This window comes from Telluria sp. Soil_C_11 (assembly GCF_057657395.1).
The window spans coordinates 13,743-27,679 of record NZ_JBDGIN010000018.1 but is presented as its reverse complement, the minus strand read 5'-3'; the positions used below and the strand labels follow the sequence as shown (position 1 = coordinate 27,679).

At 60.4% G+C, this 13,937-nt stretch carries 12 protein-coding genes; 3 read left to right on the top strand and 9 right to left on the bottom strand.

The genetic code is table 11. The annotated features are described in order from the left end of the window. Positions 1-101 precede the first annotated feature (101 nt). The 8 genes from AC3A6M_RS21315 to AC3A6M_RS21280 form a co-directional block, all read right to left on the bottom strand. The gene (locus AC3A6M_RS21315; RefSeq protein ID WP_487854720.1) at positions 102-1,208 is read right to left on the bottom strand and encodes a TIGR03118 family protein; all 1,107 of its coding nucleotides are present in this window, start codon (positions 1,206-1,208) and stop codon (positions 102-104) included. Between the two features lie 132 nt (positions 1,209-1,340). Next, positions 1,341-2,126 (bottom strand): transporter substrate-binding domain-containing protein, encoded by a 786-nt coding sequence (locus AC3A6M_RS21310; protein ID WP_487854719.1) that lies wholly within the window; start codon positions 2,124-2,126, stop codon positions 1,341-1,343. Positions 2,127-2,136: 10 nt separating this feature from the next. Further along, on the bottom strand, positions 2,137-3,063 hold the full coding sequence (locus AC3A6M_RS21305) for a glycosylasparaginase (RefSeq protein WP_487854718.1): 927 nt from the start codon (positions 3,061-3,063) through the stop codon (positions 2,137-2,139). Further along, entirely contained in the window at positions 3,060-3,794 is a 735-nt protein-coding gene (locus AC3A6M_RS21300; protein ID WP_487854717.1) for an amino acid ABC transporter ATP-binding protein, read from the bottom strand. Before AC3A6M_RS21300 ends, AC3A6M_RS21305 begins: the two co-directional genes overlap by 4 nt. A 1-nt stretch (position 3,795) precedes the next feature. Continuing rightward, positions 3,796-4,467 (bottom strand): amino acid ABC transporter permease, encoded by a 672-nt coding sequence (locus tag AC3A6M_RS21295; protein ID WP_487854716.1) that lies wholly within the window; start codon positions 4,465-4,467, stop codon positions 3,796-3,798. Then, positions 4,467-5,123 (bottom strand): amino acid ABC transporter permease, encoded by a 657-nt coding sequence (locus tag AC3A6M_RS21290; protein WP_487854715.1) that lies wholly within the window; start codon positions 5,121-5,123, stop codon positions 4,467-4,469. Before AC3A6M_RS21290 ends, AC3A6M_RS21295 begins: the two co-directional genes overlap by 1 nt. 55 nt (positions 5,124-5,178) lie before the next feature. Further along, on the bottom strand, positions 5,179-5,910 hold the full coding sequence (locus AC3A6M_RS21285; RefSeq protein ID WP_487854714.1) for a copper homeostasis protein CutC: 732 nt from the start codon (positions 5,908-5,910) through the stop codon (positions 5,179-5,181). Further along, complete coding sequence (locus AC3A6M_RS21280) at positions 5,903-6,820, bottom strand: ROK family protein (protein WP_487854713.1); 918 nt, start codon at positions 6,818-6,820, stop codon at positions 5,903-5,905. Before AC3A6M_RS21280 ends, AC3A6M_RS21285 begins: the two co-directional genes overlap by 8 nt. A 313-nt stretch (positions 6,821-7,133) precedes the next feature. Between AC3A6M_RS21280 and AC3A6M_RS21275 the strand changes: the two genes are divergently transcribed. The 3 genes from AC3A6M_RS21275 (at position 7,134) to AC3A6M_RS21265 (ending at position 11,426) form a co-directional block, all read left to right on the top strand. Next, the gene (locus AC3A6M_RS21275; RefSeq protein ID WP_487854712.1) at positions 7,134-8,144 is read left to right on the top strand and encodes an acyltransferase family protein; all 1,011 of its coding nucleotides are present in this window, start codon (positions 7,134-7,136) and stop codon (positions 8,142-8,144) included. A gap of 1,311 nt (positions 8,145-9,455) precedes the next feature. Next, entirely contained in the window at positions 9,456-11,234 is a 1,779-nt protein-coding gene (locus AC3A6M_RS21270) for a class II glutamine amidotransferase domain-containing protein (RefSeq protein ID WP_487854711.1), read from the top strand. A gap of 27 nt (positions 11,235-11,261) precedes the next feature. After that, positions 11,262-11,426: a hypothetical protein gene (locus tag AC3A6M_RS21265; RefSeq protein WP_487854710.1), complete on the top strand. Its 165-nt coding sequence runs from the start codon at positions 11,262-11,264 to the stop codon at positions 11,424-11,426. A 976-nt stretch (positions 11,427-12,402) separates the two neighbouring features. Here AC3A6M_RS21265 and AC3A6M_RS21260 read toward each other — a convergent pair. After that, positions 12,403-13,494 (bottom strand): tyrosine-type recombinase/integrase, encoded by a 1,092-nt coding sequence (locus AC3A6M_RS21260; RefSeq protein WP_487854709.1) that lies wholly within the window; start codon positions 13,492-13,494, stop codon positions 12,403-12,405. Positions 13,495-13,937: the final 443 nt, after the last annotated feature.

Sequence of the window (13,937 nt, the reverse complement as noted above, 5' to 3'; positions counted from 1 at the left end):
ACACCGTTGCGTGAATCACACCGTGATCCAGCCTGGCTTCCGATGGCCGCCGCACGGCAGGCGCCCGAGCCAGCGCCGGGCCGTGCGGCGGGACGCGGAGTTCACTCCGCCTCGTTGGTGTCGTCGTACTGGTCGCCCGGCACCACGTCGAGGCGTCCATACAGGCCGTTCTTCTCGTCGTTCGGTCCGGCGGCGAAGAACAGCGTGTCGACCGGCTGCTGGCTCAGGCCATTGCCGAAGGCGATGCCCCACAGGCCGGGAATCCGGATCGGCCGGTGGTCCTGGCCCTTCAGGCGGCCGACGAAGTGTCCGTTGTCCAGATCGTAGGCATTGATCGTGCCGTCGCCGAAGTTCCCGACCAGCAGGCGGTTGCTGAATTTGCCGAAGCTGGCCGGCGCCAGCGCCATGCCCCAGGGCGCGTTCAGGGCGCCGTTCGAGGCGAAGCGCCGAATCAGCCTGCCGTCGGTGTCGTAGACGTCGACATAACCCAGGCCACGGCCGGCCACGTCGTCTTCGCGGTCCTCGTCCTGCCTGGCGTAGGTGACGTAAAGATCGCCATTGATGGCGTGGATCCCGAACGGTCCATAGCCGGACGGCAGGTTGGGATCGAAGAAGGGCTTGCCGGGCAGCGAAACCGGGCGGAAGCTGCTGTCGTACACGTCCACTTTGCCGTTATGGAAGTCGGTCGCATACAGCAACTGTCCGCGTCCATTGCCGCTGATCGCCACGCCTTTGTAGATGGCATGGCTGGCGCTGTTGTCCACCGCGCGGATCGCATGGGTCGGGTCGACCGTCGGCGCCCAGCCGGAGATCACGCCATCTTCGCCGACGAACAGGAAGCGGCTCGGCCCCGAGGTCGCGCCCTTGCTGACGACGAACCCGTTACCGCCATAGAACACCGTCCCGGTCGGCTTGCCGGCCGCGTTGCCGATGCCAGGGATCTGCACGACCAGGCTTTGCGGGACGCCGTTGCCGTCGTACAGCGTCGAGAAGCCGGTGCCGTTGTCGGCGACCCAGGCCACGCCATACGGATTGAAGGCAAGGCCCCAGCCGTTGACCAGGTGCGGGTCCCGATGCTCGGCGCGCACGGCGGCGCTGTCCGAGACCAGGTTGCGCTGCCTGTAGAAATCGCCGGCCTGTGCTTCGACGCTGCCGGCCAGGATCAGCGCGCCCACGGTGCAGGCCAGCGCTTTGGACATGTGTCTCATCTTTGGTTCCTCCAGTTTCCACGATCAAGTGTCCGGCCGCCACGCGCATACTGTGGCGGCCGCCGAACCGCCGGGTGGTGGCGGTCCTGTTTATACCGTGGGGGAGGCGAATGGTTCCATGTCCTTATAAATTCAGAGCGGCGCCAGTGCCGGCGGCACGGCCTTGCTGCCCCACCATTTCTTGTAGTTGGCCGCATAGGCGCCGGACCTGATGTAGTCCGACACGAAGCCGTTCACGAGTTTCAGCAAGGCTGGGTCGCCCTTGGCCATCGCGATGCCGATCGGCGTATTGCCGTACATCGCGGGCAGGGTTTCCAGCTGGTCGTTCTTGCTGGCCAGATAGTCGAGCAGCGAGGAATCCTCGATGCCGGCATCGACGCGCTTTTGCTGCAACAGCAGGACGCCGTCCGGTGCGAAGTTGTCGGTGTAGACGAACACCGCCTGCGGCGCCGACTTTTTCAGGAAGGCATCCGCGGTGGTTCCGCGGCCGACCACGACCCGTTTGCCGTTCAGGTCCGCCAGCGTCTTGATGTGCGCGCTCTTTTGCGCGATCACGCGCAGGCCGGCCAGGTTGTAGGGGATGGAAAAATCCACCACGCGCGCGCGTTGCGGCGTGATCGAGACATTCGCCACCACCAGGTCGAGCTGCTTCGACATCAGCATCGAGATCCGCGCATCGCTGGAGACATCCGAAAAACGCACCGGTACGCCGAGTTTCGCGGCCAGCTGCCTGGCGACGTCGACGTCATAGCCGACCGGCTCGTTGCTGGCGTTGCGGAAGCCCACCGGCTCGCCGCCCAGCGAGACGCCGATGCGCACATAGCCGCGCGCCTTGATGTCTTCGATGCGGCCGGCCAGCGCGGAGGTCGCCACCAGCATCAATGCGGCGGCGGCGATGTAGTTGAGACGATGCTGCATGAACGTCCTTTCAGGGTTGGATGGCGGCGGCGACGCGCAGTTCCGGCGCGGACAGGCGTTCGTCCCAGTACCAATAGCGTATCTCTTCGTCGCAGCGGTAGTTGACCACCCGGTGGTTGCCCTTCGCATCGATGGCGTGGATCACCACCCCGGCCAGGAAGCCGGACTTCAGCTCGGCCAGTTCTTCCACCGCCAGCCCGATCGCCTCCTCGAGCGAGTAGCCGAGCCGCATCGCCAGCACGATGCTGCGCGAAGTCCCGCAGCGCATCGTCATTTCGCCCGTATGCGTGCAGGCGGCGGCGCCGTAGCGGCTGTCCGCATAAAAGCCCGCTCCGGGAATCGGCGAATCGCCCAGCCGGCCGGGATACTTCCAGGCCCAGCCCGAGGTCGAGGTGACCACGCCGATGTGGTCGCCGGCGTCGCGGCCCAGGAAGACCGTGGTGTCGCGCACGCGTTCGGGGTCGGTGATGGTGTTGCTGAGCGGGGCCAGCGGGATGTCGGGGAAGGCCGCGCGCTGTTCCGGCGACATCTCCTTTTGCAGCCGCTCCCACCACACGCGCCTGCTGTCCGGATGCAGCACCTCGTCGACCGCGAAACCGCGCTCGGTAGCAAAGCGGCGGGCACCAAGACCAGTCAGCATCACGTGCGGCAGGTGCTTCATCACTTCGTGGGCCAGCGCGGAGACGGGCAGGGTGGCCGGCACCGCGCCGACGGCACCGACCGCGCGCGTGGTGCCGTCCATGACGCCGGCGTCGAATTCCATCTCGCCCAGCATGTTCGGCCAGCCTCCGTAGCCGACGCTGCGCACCCTGGCTTCGCGTTCGACCCTGGCGATGCCGCTGACCATGGCGTCGATGGCGGCGCCGCCCTGTTTCAGCAGGTCGACGGTGGTGTCGAAGCCGGGCCAGGCCTCGGCGTTCGCTAACAGCATTTTCATGATTTGCTCATCCTGGAAAGGAATTGGGCGATGCGCGGCTGCGCCAGGCCGCCGTCCGCCGCGAAGAAGCGATCGGTCGGCAGGTCGGCCAGCAGCCGGCCCTGGTCAAGGAACACGATGCGGCTGGAGATGCGGCGGGCGAATTCGATTTCGTGGGTGACGAACAGCATCGTGGTGCCATCCGCCGCCAGTTTCGCCAATATATCCAGCACCTCGGCCGTCATCTCCGGATCGAGTGCGCTGGTGACTTCGTCCAGCAGCAGGTAGCGCGGCTTCATCGCCAGGGCGCGGCAGATGCCGACACGCTGGCGCTGGCCGCCGGAGAGCTGGGCCGGATAGGCGTCCGCGCGCTCCCCGAGTCCCACGGCGGCCAGCAGTGCGCGCGCTTCGGTTTCGGCCTGGCGGCGCGGCACTTTCAGCACCTCGATCGGCGCCAGCGTGATGTTCTGCAGCGCCGTCATGTGCGGGTACAAATTAAAAAGCTGGAACACGGTGCCGCAGCAGCGGCGCGCGAGCTGCAGGGCCTTCGGATCGTCGACGCGGTGGCCATCGACGGAAATCGCGCCGCCATCGAGCTTTTCGAGGCCGTTGATGCAGCGGATCAGTGTCGACTTGCCGGAACCGCTGGCGCCGAGGATGGACACCACTTCGCCCGGCGCGATGCGCAGGTCGATGCCATCGAGGACCGTGTTGGCGCCGAAGCGCTTGGCGACGCCGTCGATCTGGATCATCTTACAAACCCTTCCATTGACTATGCGCGCGCAAGCGGATCTCGGCGCGGGCGCAGCTTCTCGCGATCAGCCGCGCCATCAGGTAGTACAAAACGCCGATCACCGTCCAGACGATGAAGGGCTTGAGCGTACGCACGTTCAGGATCGCGCCGGCCTTGGTCAGGTCGAGCACCCCGATCACCGAGATCAGCGAGGTCACCTGCAGCTGGTTCACCAGCAGGCCGGCCAGCGGCCCGAAACCGAAGGCCGCCGCCTGCGGCGCGACGATGCGGCGCAGCGCCTGCCAGCGGCTCAGGCCGAACACGCGCGCGGTTTCCAGCTGCTCGCGCCCGACTGATTCGATGGCCGACACCGCGATCACATAGACGAAGGCCGCGGTGTTGCCGGACAAGGTGATGAGGGCCGCCTGCACCGGCGTCAGGTCGGTCTCCAGCAGCACCGGCAGGCCGAAGAAGACCAGGAACAGCTGCACCAGCACGGGGGAATTCTTCAGCAGCTCCGCCACCGCGGCGGCGAATGGCGCCAGCAGCGGCGTGCGGTAGTAGCGCAGCAGCGCCCACGCCAGCCCGATCACGAGGCCGATGATGGTGGTGGCGGCGAACAGGGCGACCGAGACGCCCAGGCCTTGCAGCAGCAGGAGCAGGTCGTGGTGGCTGAATTCGGCGTAGCGCATCAGGCGGCGCGATTCAAATGCCGATGGAGCGCGCCGGCCGACAGCGACACCAGCCAGGTCATGACCGCATACAGCAGCAGGAGCAGGGCGTAGACCTCGAAGGGCTGGAAGGTGTCGGAAGCGATGATCTTCGCGCTGCCGGTCAACTCGTTGATCGTGATGGCCGACAGGATCGACGAGGTCAGGATCAGGTTGACGAACACCGACCCGAGCGGGCGCACGGCGCTGCGCAGCGCGATCGGCAGCACAATGCGGCGGTAGATGGCAAGGCGCGACAGGCCGCTGACCTGCGCCGCCTCGAGCACGCCCGGTTCGATCGCCAGGACGCCGGCGCGGATCACGTCGGAGGTAAACGCGCCGCCCGCCAGCGACAACGCCAGCACGCCGGTGCCGAAGGCGCTCAGTTCGACCCCGATTTCGGGCAATCCATAAAACAGGAAGAACAGCTGGACGATGAAGGGAACGTTGCGGAACACGTCGACGTAGATGCCGGCGATGCGTCGGGCCAGCGGCGACGCCGATGTCCGCATCAGGGCGGCCGCGATGCCCAGGGCCAGGCCGCCGGCCAGGGCCAGCGCGCAGGCGAGGGCGCTCAGCCGCGCACCGGCTGCGAGGTCGCCAAGGTAGGGGGCAAGCGTGGTCGGATCGAACGTCAAACTCATCCGGCCGAGTGTCACACACGCCGACGCGGATTTCAAGCGAAAGGCCCTCTCAGGCCCGCAGTTTAGCTTTCAGGGCGGCGACTTTAGCACTGCTGGTCTGGCGCCGGCCGCCGGCATCGAAGCCGAACGCCGCCACCATCGGCGACGGCGCCGGCAGCGGCTCCGAGCAGGACGCGTGGACGTCGGTCAGCGGCAGCCGGACGCGCAGCAGGTGCACGTTGCCGGCGTTGACGCCGGCGCCGGGCATGATCGTGATGCGGCCGGCGGCGGCATCGAAGCAGCGCTGCAGGCCGTCCAGGCCTTCCGGCGCGCTCCTGGCGCCGCAGGAGGTCAGGATGCGCTCGAAGCCCAGGTCGATGGCCAGGCGGGTCGCCTGCGCCAGGTCCGGGCACAGGTCGATCGCACGGTGCAGGGTGCAGCGCAGTCCACGCTGCGCGGCCCGGTGGACCAGCCGTTCGAGCGTGCGCCGGTCCAGCCGGCCGTCCGGCAGCGACGCGCCCAGCACCACGCCTTGCAGGCCGCTTGCCGCAACCGCGTCGATCTCGTGCAGCATCAGCGCCGTTTCCGCCTCATCGAAGCAGAAGTCGCCGCCGCGCGGGCGGATCATGGCCACCACCGGAACCGGGCTGTTTGATGCCATGCGCAGCAGGCCGGCGCTCGGCGTGAGGCCCCCGATTTCCAGCGCGCTGCACAATTCGATGCGGTCGGCGCCGCCGTCCAGCGCAGCGGCCAGTCCGGCGGTGTTGTCGACGCAGACTTCGAGCGTGATGGGATCAAGCATGCGCGTGTTCCAGATTTTCCAGGCCGAGCCAGGCCGCACCGATGAGGCCCGGCTCCGCGCCGGACTGGCCGGGCACGATGATGGGGGCGTCGGTCTTGCGCAGGATGGCGGCGCGGACCGCCCGGTCCAGGCGCGCGATCAAGGGCGCGCTGTTGGCCAGGCCGCCGCCGACCGGCAGGATGGACGCGCCAAGGGTATTGACCAGCATGGCCAGCGGGCCGCCCAGCAGCTCGGTCCAGCAGGCGATGGTGTGTTCGGCGGCGGGGTCGCCGGACTGCCAGGCGGCGATGATCTCGCGGCTGTCCAGCGCCTGCTGGTGCAAGGCCAGGTGCAGCCGCTCCAGGCCGCGCGCGCCGCCGACCGTGTCCAGGCAGCCGGCCTGGCCGCAGCCGCACGGGAAGCGGGGAATGGCTGACGAAGGCGTGCCGGCGAAGTGCGCGGCCACCGGGCCGTGACCCCATTCACCGGCGAAGCCGCCCGGACCGCCGATCAGCCGGCCGTTCAGGACCAGGCCGCCGCCGACGCCGGTGCCGAGGATCAGGCCGAACACATTGGCGTGGCCGCGTCCGGCGCCGGCCTGGGCTTCGGCGAGGGCGAAGCTGTCGGCGTCGTTGATGATCCAGACCGGCAGCCCGAGGGCCGCGGACAGGTCGGCTGCCAGCGTGCGACCGTCGATGCAGGGAATGTTCGCGCACTTGATGCGCCCGGTGCCTGGATCGACCACGCCGGCGATCGAGATGGCGACGCCGCGCGACGGGCCGCCGGCATCGATCAGCGCCCGCATGGCCGCCGTGAAGGCGGCGAAGTCGTGGATGGGCGTCGGCACGCGGGTCAGGCCGCCGATCTGGCCGTCGGCCGTGGCGACGGCGGATTTGATGGCGCTGCCGCCGATGTCGAAACAGGTAATCATGGCGGGAATCATAAGGGGAAAGCTTGCCCGGGCGCCAGTAGCTGAACTGCTTGCGAGTCCAAACTTTTCATCTGTGCGCTCGACGGCGGGAGGCCCTAAACAAAACAGTGGGAGCTTAAAGAATTTAACATTTCAAAGCTTTAACAGTTTTGACTATCTGTCGCGATTAACGACTTCGCGTGGAGTAGAATTTCTATCAAGCAAATGGGTTCACAGATGTGGCAAAAATGAAACATTATCTCCATTAACACTTAAATATTTTCTCTGAAGCAAAGCTTTGTCAATAGAATGACGTTTTTTGTCAAAAATGATCATGGCAAAGCATATTCCCTTCCTCGATGGCTGGCGTGGACTCGCTATTTTTTGTCTCCTGATCGGGCACTTTTTTCCAGTTCCGGGAATAAATTTTGGCAATGTTGGGGTAGGGTTGTTCTTCGTCTTGTCTGGCTTGCTGATGACCCAAGTGTTGTTTGTCCAGAAGACAGATTTTGGTACGTTCTACCGGCGGCGAGTAGCACGCGTGTTCCCATCAGTGGCCGTGTACTTGCTCACTATCACGGCTTTTTTTGGATTGACTGGAAACAAGATCGATTGGAGAGAGTTGCTGCCGGCTGCAACGTTCACAAACAATTATTTCGTGACCGAGAATTGGACAATGCCCTTCGGACACATTTGGTCATTGAGCGTCGAGGAGCATTCATATGTCATTTTATCGATCGTAGCCTATTGGTGCAGGATGCGAACTGGAAACGAGATCAAGTCCTTCATTCTGACGACAGTGGCCATCCTGGTCGCAATCGCAGTCTACTCGCTGAGTCCACATCCCTTCTCTCCGAAATACTCCCATCGGACTGAAGTCGCATGCTTCGGAATTTTCACTTCGGGTTTTCTGGCGTTGGCCTTTGCTCGCTCGAAGTTCCGTATGACGGCATATTGGATTGCTCCGTTAGCGCTGGTCGCTGGCGTTCTCGCTCACTGGTGGAGCATTCCTGCCCCGCTTAGTCTTATTATCGCCCCTGGCGCATTTGCCCTCGCTGCCAACACCATTTCATCGGCTCCAAGATGGTTTGTCTTGGCATTGGAATTTTCATGGTTACGCCGGTTGGGGATGTACTCATTCTCGATCTATCTGTGGCAGCAGCCGTTCTACCAACTTTATCACCACTTTGGACTATCGCCTTTCCTCGGACTGGCATTGTCTTTAGGAGCAGGTTGGGCCGCCTTTCACCTCATCGAAAATCCTGCGCGCTTGTATCTCAATGGACGATGGGGAGCCAGGCCAGCCGTCGTAACAGCAGCAGAGTGCGAGGTCAGTTTTCGCTAACTTAGACAGCGAACTTGCGCCAGAAGACACGGTGCTGGCACCGACGAGAGAGGAAGCGCTATATTCCGCTTCGGGTCAGCTGCGGTCGACAAGCCGACAGACTTTGACTGTCGTTAGCACTTCTACGCGGCACATTGTACTTTGGTTCTTGGAGCTAGTGCGTCTGTCTTTTTTCAATCGCGCAACGGCACCAATTCGCCGCAACTTCAACCGCTTTCAAACACGTGCGTTGTCCGCCGCCTAGCCGGTGCGCCTTACCGGTTGACAGTTGCTGATGAGATGTTGATGCATCCAGGAGCACGTCGATACCAGCACCTCTCGCTGTACCCCATCCAACGGCAAGCGTTGACTCGGCAGCGCCAGCAGGACCTTAGTTGCACCGTTTACCTGCTTCTGTCCAGGGCCCTACAGCGCGTTTCTGCAGTTTTTTATGGTCTGGGCACCTAACGCCGCTTCGGATAGCCACGGAGGAACGCACCTTGTCAACTTTAGTCGTCGACTCGCTCATGGCCCTTGTTTGCGCGCTACACCAGTAGGGGCCAGATCAGTCCAGCGTACGCACAGAACTTTATCATCTGAGCAAGTTCACCACTCGACGCAATTTCGGAAGGGCGGTTCATACAGCATGGTGGGAGAAAAAGATCTTCGTTGATCCGCACTTGCTTTTAGCCGAAGCGTTGCTTGTTAGCGTCTTCACGCTGCCTCGCGCTGGCGTGGCTTTCAGCAGTGCTGATGCATACGCAGTAAACACCTCTGATGTTCGCGGGCTCCCGATAGTTTGTTCAGGTACATAGCGCAGTAAGCGAGGGGAGGGGTAGCCAAGAGAGCTTTATCGAACTAGCTAAAAGCTCGGCTGGGATTGCCTTATTCGACGCACCTTGTCGGGCTGGAGCCTGGTATTACTCCAAAGAAATCGTTAAACACCCATATTGGTTATGTAAAAACTGCCTGTGAACCTCCGCTCATAGGTACCCACTTTATTCATCATTTCGTTGCCCTGATCGTTAATTCTTTTGCGCTCAGTTTAACATTCTCTCGATAGTGCATTTATGCAACGGTACCAAAAACGAGATGTATCGAAAACACTATTTAGATTTACAATAGGAAAAATGTTAGATAGCAACAGCTCCTTGATAGTTCTTTCAGGTCTTCCTTGACGCATTTGAGAGCTCTCCCTCAAAGATAACGACCCTTGGGGACGCGACATTGGAGTACGTGGAAGACGGGGCGGTAGAAAGAAAAGGTGAACTTTGCTCACCTAAAAATTAACATTACTAGAATAGCGGCTTTCAATGCGCCTGGCGGGGATAAATGAACGTTGACTTAGAGCTAATTTCTCAGAAATTCAAGAATGTAGAATTTTTTCTTGCCTGCGTATTTCCAAGTGAGTCACCGAATTTTAAGGGTCGCGCTGACGACATTTCGGTAGTAAATTCATCGCAATTCTGGGCTGTAACATCGGTTTCTCCCTTCTCCCGTGCCGGCTTGGCGCACAAGATACATAACGACTTTATTGTCTTTCGCGGTTATGAGGTAGCGATTGGGGTGCACTCTTATTCTCCACTTTCAGATCTGGCTAAAATAATTGAGCCTGATCAACTGGAGAATGGAGTTTTCTCTTTGCTAAAGCTTGATGAGGAGTCGCAAGAGGCGACAGTAAAAAGTGATGCATTTGGTATGGGGCCAATGTTTTACCGAGAGAAAAATGGAGCTTGGTTTTTTGCGTCCCACCCCGCGTTGATTCACTTGGCAGATGATGTGCCTGACTTAACCAGTTGGGCAAGCTTGTTGCAAAATGGTTATCCGTTCGCGGACCGTAGCTTCTATGAAGGGATTAAACGTTTTCCTGCCGGTGCGGAGATGCTTATCGCCCCAGGTGTTTGCAACATCAAGCATTGGTTCGACTTCTCGGAATTACCAGAGGGGACCAGTGAAGTAAATAACGAAGCGATCAAGAAGATCGAGCGGGCTTATCGAAATTCAATGGTTCGCTGCTTGAATCTTAAGGTTGGGTCAGTGATACTCCCGTTCTCCAGTGGCTTCGACTCAAGGCGTTTTTTTGCGTTCATGGTACGGAATAAAATAGCCTTTAAAGCTGTTACGTGCCAGAGTTTCCACAGGAAAAGAGGGCGCGATTACGACATTGATTCGGTTTATGCTCCAAAGATTGCTGCTGCTTTTGATGTCGACTGCGAGGTCATACCAGCCAGCTCTAACGAGCAATTTTCTGCAGACATACGAAAGCGCCAAAATCTTATTGGAACTGAAACGTTCATGCACGGATGGGCGATGCCATTGATGAAGTGGCTCTCCGAAAAGGAACCATCACTCGTATTCGATGGGCTTGCTGGAGATGTTTTCGGAAACTCAAGTTTCGACATCGAGGGTTTAGAAGGCACTTCACACCGTACTGCAGGTGACATAGTTCAGAAGGCTGTCAAGGCGAGGATCCTTCGTCACTTGGCGGGTTCCATGAAATCCGCCCGGAGCTATCGTGAAAAGTACGAGCAATATGTGGCGAAATTTACGCCTAACATGAATCAATCCCAACTGGCGTTTCTTCAAGCGCGTACCAGGCGTAGCGTTGCTCCGTGGATCACGATGATGCATCCTCCTGGCCACGTCATAGTATTTCCATACTGCGATATAGAATTCGCACGTACGGCACTTGCGTATGATCCGGGGCAAAAATACCAGCGTTATCTCCAGCGTGAATGTCTACGACGGTTTTATCCAGAATTTTATGACTTTGCCGGCTCGCGCGATCTGCCGGCGGATCACGCACCCATTCCTGAAGAAATCAGCTCCTCGCGCCATCAGATTGAGGAGGCGTACCTTTATAACGATTCTTCTGTTGTTTGGGCTGCCTGCCGATATTTAAGCTTTCCAAACAAGGTCCTCTTGCTGGCGGCAAAATTTATGCCAAAATTACGCCAGCATCGTGACTGGATATTTCGTCCTATATTGACGCTTGTACGCACTAGTCATCAAAACGTGCCATACATGAATGCGGCCACCCCGGCGCGAAGCGAAAAAAGAGCAGTTCAGTTCGAGCCGAGCATTGAAATGCAGATTGACGGTCAATCGTAGTAAGTAAACCAAAACTAGGAGAATAATATGCAACTTTCGTTACCCTTAACCGCTACGCCTTACCGTTCAATTGATTCGACGGTGCGTGACGCCAATGGTGAATTCCTTTTCATTGCGCCGCGCGAAGTAGCGGAGGCCATCGTCGCACAGTGCAACGCGGCGGTTGAGCAGAAATTCCAGATGGCCGCTTAGCTTAAATCTTCAGTTCACCAACAGCCCGCAGTTGCGGGCTTTTTCCGTTTTGGGGAAGCGCTTCAGTGATGGCGAGAGCATGAGCAAGTTGCGGCCCGATATTACGTTATCACTTGGTGATCGAATCGGAAAAAATTTCCCTCAAAATTATATTCGCCTCAGTAGTTACATCAAGCTTCCGTGCTTTGCAACCTATCAACGGCGCACTGCTATCTGACCTCATCTTACGCTTGGCCTGCAGGAGCAGGGCGCGCATCACTGTTTGAGCAAAGAGGCCAGCGCAGAACGGGGCTAAGTAGTTCGTCGCTGTACTCGAGTAGGTCGCGCTCTCGCCCCGTCGCGGACGATGCTCCTGTGCTCGAAGGGACGGGCTGGATGTAATGGTACAGATGTGTAATCCGTTCCGCTGCAGCGGAAGGCGGCCTTTTTTCACATCTTTCCGTCTTCGGTTCTTGCGCTTCGAGTTTGTCTGCCAAACGTCGCGACAGGGCGATCGGCAATCCAATTGCTCGGTATTCGATATCTGATCGATAGACAACCGGGCCGGTTTTGTCGGATCTGCGTTTCAGCGGATCGCAAAAGCATATGCGCTGGCTTTCAACGCGTGCTTATCACTCATGTGGGGCCTTTGGTAGCGGGTGACTTTAAACGAGAACAGAAACTTGTGCCATACCTAGGGCGATTACACCGTAGCCCCGAATTACGGTCTGCACAATACCGATCACACCACGTGGCAGTCAATCCAGCAGGCTACGCTGTAGACGGCGCCGAGGGGTCGGCGATGGGTGCTAGGCCACTGTGTGGCTGACGAAAGCTAATTTCCCGTGAGGATATTGTCAGCCGGTTTAGCTGCTAACTTCCAAGAGCTAAGGTATTTAGGACTATTGCAAACGTGCATCGCATTTCCGTAAGTGCGCATAATCTATATTATGTCAAATCCGCTTTCCGTAGACCGGCCTGGACAGCCGGAATAGTCCTACAAGATGCTCTTCCCGTTCGCCGAACGGATGATCTCGTCGTGGCGTTCGTTATCGGTCTTGTGCAGATAGGCCGCCGTGGTGGCGATGTTGGCGTGCCCCGCCGTGTCCTGCAGGGTCTTCAGCTGCACCCCGTTGTTCGCATGGTTGGTCAGCATGCTGTGGCGCAGCCAGTGCGCCGACGCCTGCCGCAGCGTCGCCGCCGTGTCCTGGTCGCCCCGCGCGTCGGCGGCGCGCGCGGCGTCGGCGAACACCGCCTTGATCGCTTCGGACGCCGCTTCGTCCGTGATGCGCGCCAGTTCGCGCGAACGGCTGGACAGGACCAGCGGCGTGCGGTCGGTGCGGCTCGATTGCGGCAGCAGTTCGAAGGCCTGGCGGTAGGCCTGGAAAGCGTCCAGCATCTCCGGCGGGACCGGCAGGCGGCGCGGCTTGTTGCCCTTGCCGAGGACGTCCAGCCACCAGCGGCCATTGCCTTCGGTGTAGATCGAGCCCATCGAGGCGCTGACGATCTCGTTCAGGCGGGCGCCCGTGTGCGCGAAGGCGATCAGCAGGAAGCGGTCGCGTGCGCGGCGCCTGAAAGCCGCCGGCGTGTCGGCCGGACGCGCGGAAACGGTTTCCAGCGCGAGCGCGATCGCGCCCTGGGTCAGGTAGCGCGTGATCCGGCTGCTCGAGGGCGCCCGGACGTTGCGTACCAGCGCGCCGGGATTGCGGCGCAGGTAGCCGGTCTGCTCGGCAAAGCCCATCAGTCCCTTCACCGCGATCATGGCCTGGCGCCGGCTCGCATCGGACAGCGGCCCGGTGAACGGCCGGTAGCGCGGGTCGTTGCGCGGCCACTTGGTCTTCGAGACCCATTCGGGTGGCGGATTCTTGAGGAATTCCTTGTAGGCGTTGAGGTCCGCGACGTTCAGCTGGGACAGCGTCTTGTTCGCTTCTTCGCGGCACCAGGTCAGGAAGCGGTAGAGCTCCTTCTGGGAATTCTGGATCGATTTCGCGCTCAGTTCGCCGTGGGCGATGAACTCACGGGCCAGTTCGATGTCGGTGGTGGCTTCCGTGATCGCATCGTCGGCGAGGCGGTACATCTTGACATGCATGCGGCCGCTCGGGCCGCTTGTGATCTCTTCCGGTGCTGACGGACCCAGGTCGATTGGCGTAAAGTTCGGCATTGCGCGAGCGGACTGCGGTTGAAAAGGGCTGTATCTATGTACAGTATAACATCTCGGGCGCTTTCGAACTAAACTCGACAATATATTTGGTAATGTCGAGTTAAGGTTTAGGCGGATTTCCACTTTTTATACCTGATCGACGTCCGGCATTTTTCGCTGCGCCGTCGATGCATCGGACTGCGCCGTGCGGAGGCTTGTTGGTTCCCGCGCAGCGATCGGCTACCCGGAAAGCTGCCGTTGGCGAGCGCAGCCCTCTCCCGGCATCAGGCCCCGGTCGGCTTCTGGCGATGGGACGCTTGCCCCGCCATGGGCCATGGGCCATGAGTCTGGTGCCAATCCCTGCTCCGATCGGCTCGTGGGATTCCAGCCAG

What these genes read in the sequence shown, in the direction of transcription:
- AC3A6M_RS21305 (WP_487854718.1), bottom strand. Translation starts at nt 3,063, where the DNA reads ATGAAAATGCTGTTAGCGAACGCCGAGGCCTGGCCCGGCTTCGACACC.
- AC3A6M_RS21260 (WP_487854709.1), bottom strand. Translation starts at nt 13,494, where the DNA reads ATGCATGTCAAGATGTACCGCCTCGCCGACGATGCGATCACGGAAGCC.
- AC3A6M_RS21310 (WP_487854719.1), bottom strand. Translation starts at nt 2,126, where the DNA reads ATGCAGCATCGTCTCAACTACATCGCCGCCGCCGCATTGATGCTGGTG.
- AC3A6M_RS21270 (WP_487854711.1), top strand. Translation starts at nt 9,456, where the DNA reads ATGAACGTTGACTTAGAGCTAATTTCTCAGAAATTCAAGAATGTAGAA.
- AC3A6M_RS21275 (WP_487854712.1), top strand. Translation starts at nt 7,134, where the DNA reads ATGGCAAAGCATATTCCCTTCCTCGATGGCTGGCGTGGACTCGCTATT.
- AC3A6M_RS21265 (WP_487854710.1), top strand. Translation starts at nt 11,262, where the DNA reads ATGCAACTTTCGTTACCCTTAACCGCTACGCCTTACCGTTCAATTGAT.
- AC3A6M_RS21300 (WP_487854717.1), bottom strand. Translation starts at nt 3,794, where the DNA reads ATGATCCAGATCGACGGCGTCGCCAAGCGCTTCGGCGCCAACACGGTC.
- AC3A6M_RS21280 (WP_487854713.1), bottom strand. Translation starts at nt 6,820, where the DNA reads ATGATTACCTGTTTCGACATCGGCGGCAGCGCCATCAAATCCGCCGTC.
- AC3A6M_RS21315 (WP_487854720.1), bottom strand. Translation starts at nt 1,208, where the DNA reads ATGAGACACATGTCCAAAGCGCTGGCCTGCACCGTGGGCGCGCTGATC.
- AC3A6M_RS21295 (WP_487854716.1), bottom strand. Translation starts at nt 4,467, where the DNA reads ATGCGCTACGCCGAATTCAGCCACCACGACCTGCTCCTGCTGCTGCAA.
- AC3A6M_RS21285 (WP_487854714.1), bottom strand. Translation starts at nt 5,910, where the DNA reads ATGCTTGATCCCATCACGCTCGAAGTCTGCGTCGACAACACCGCCGGA.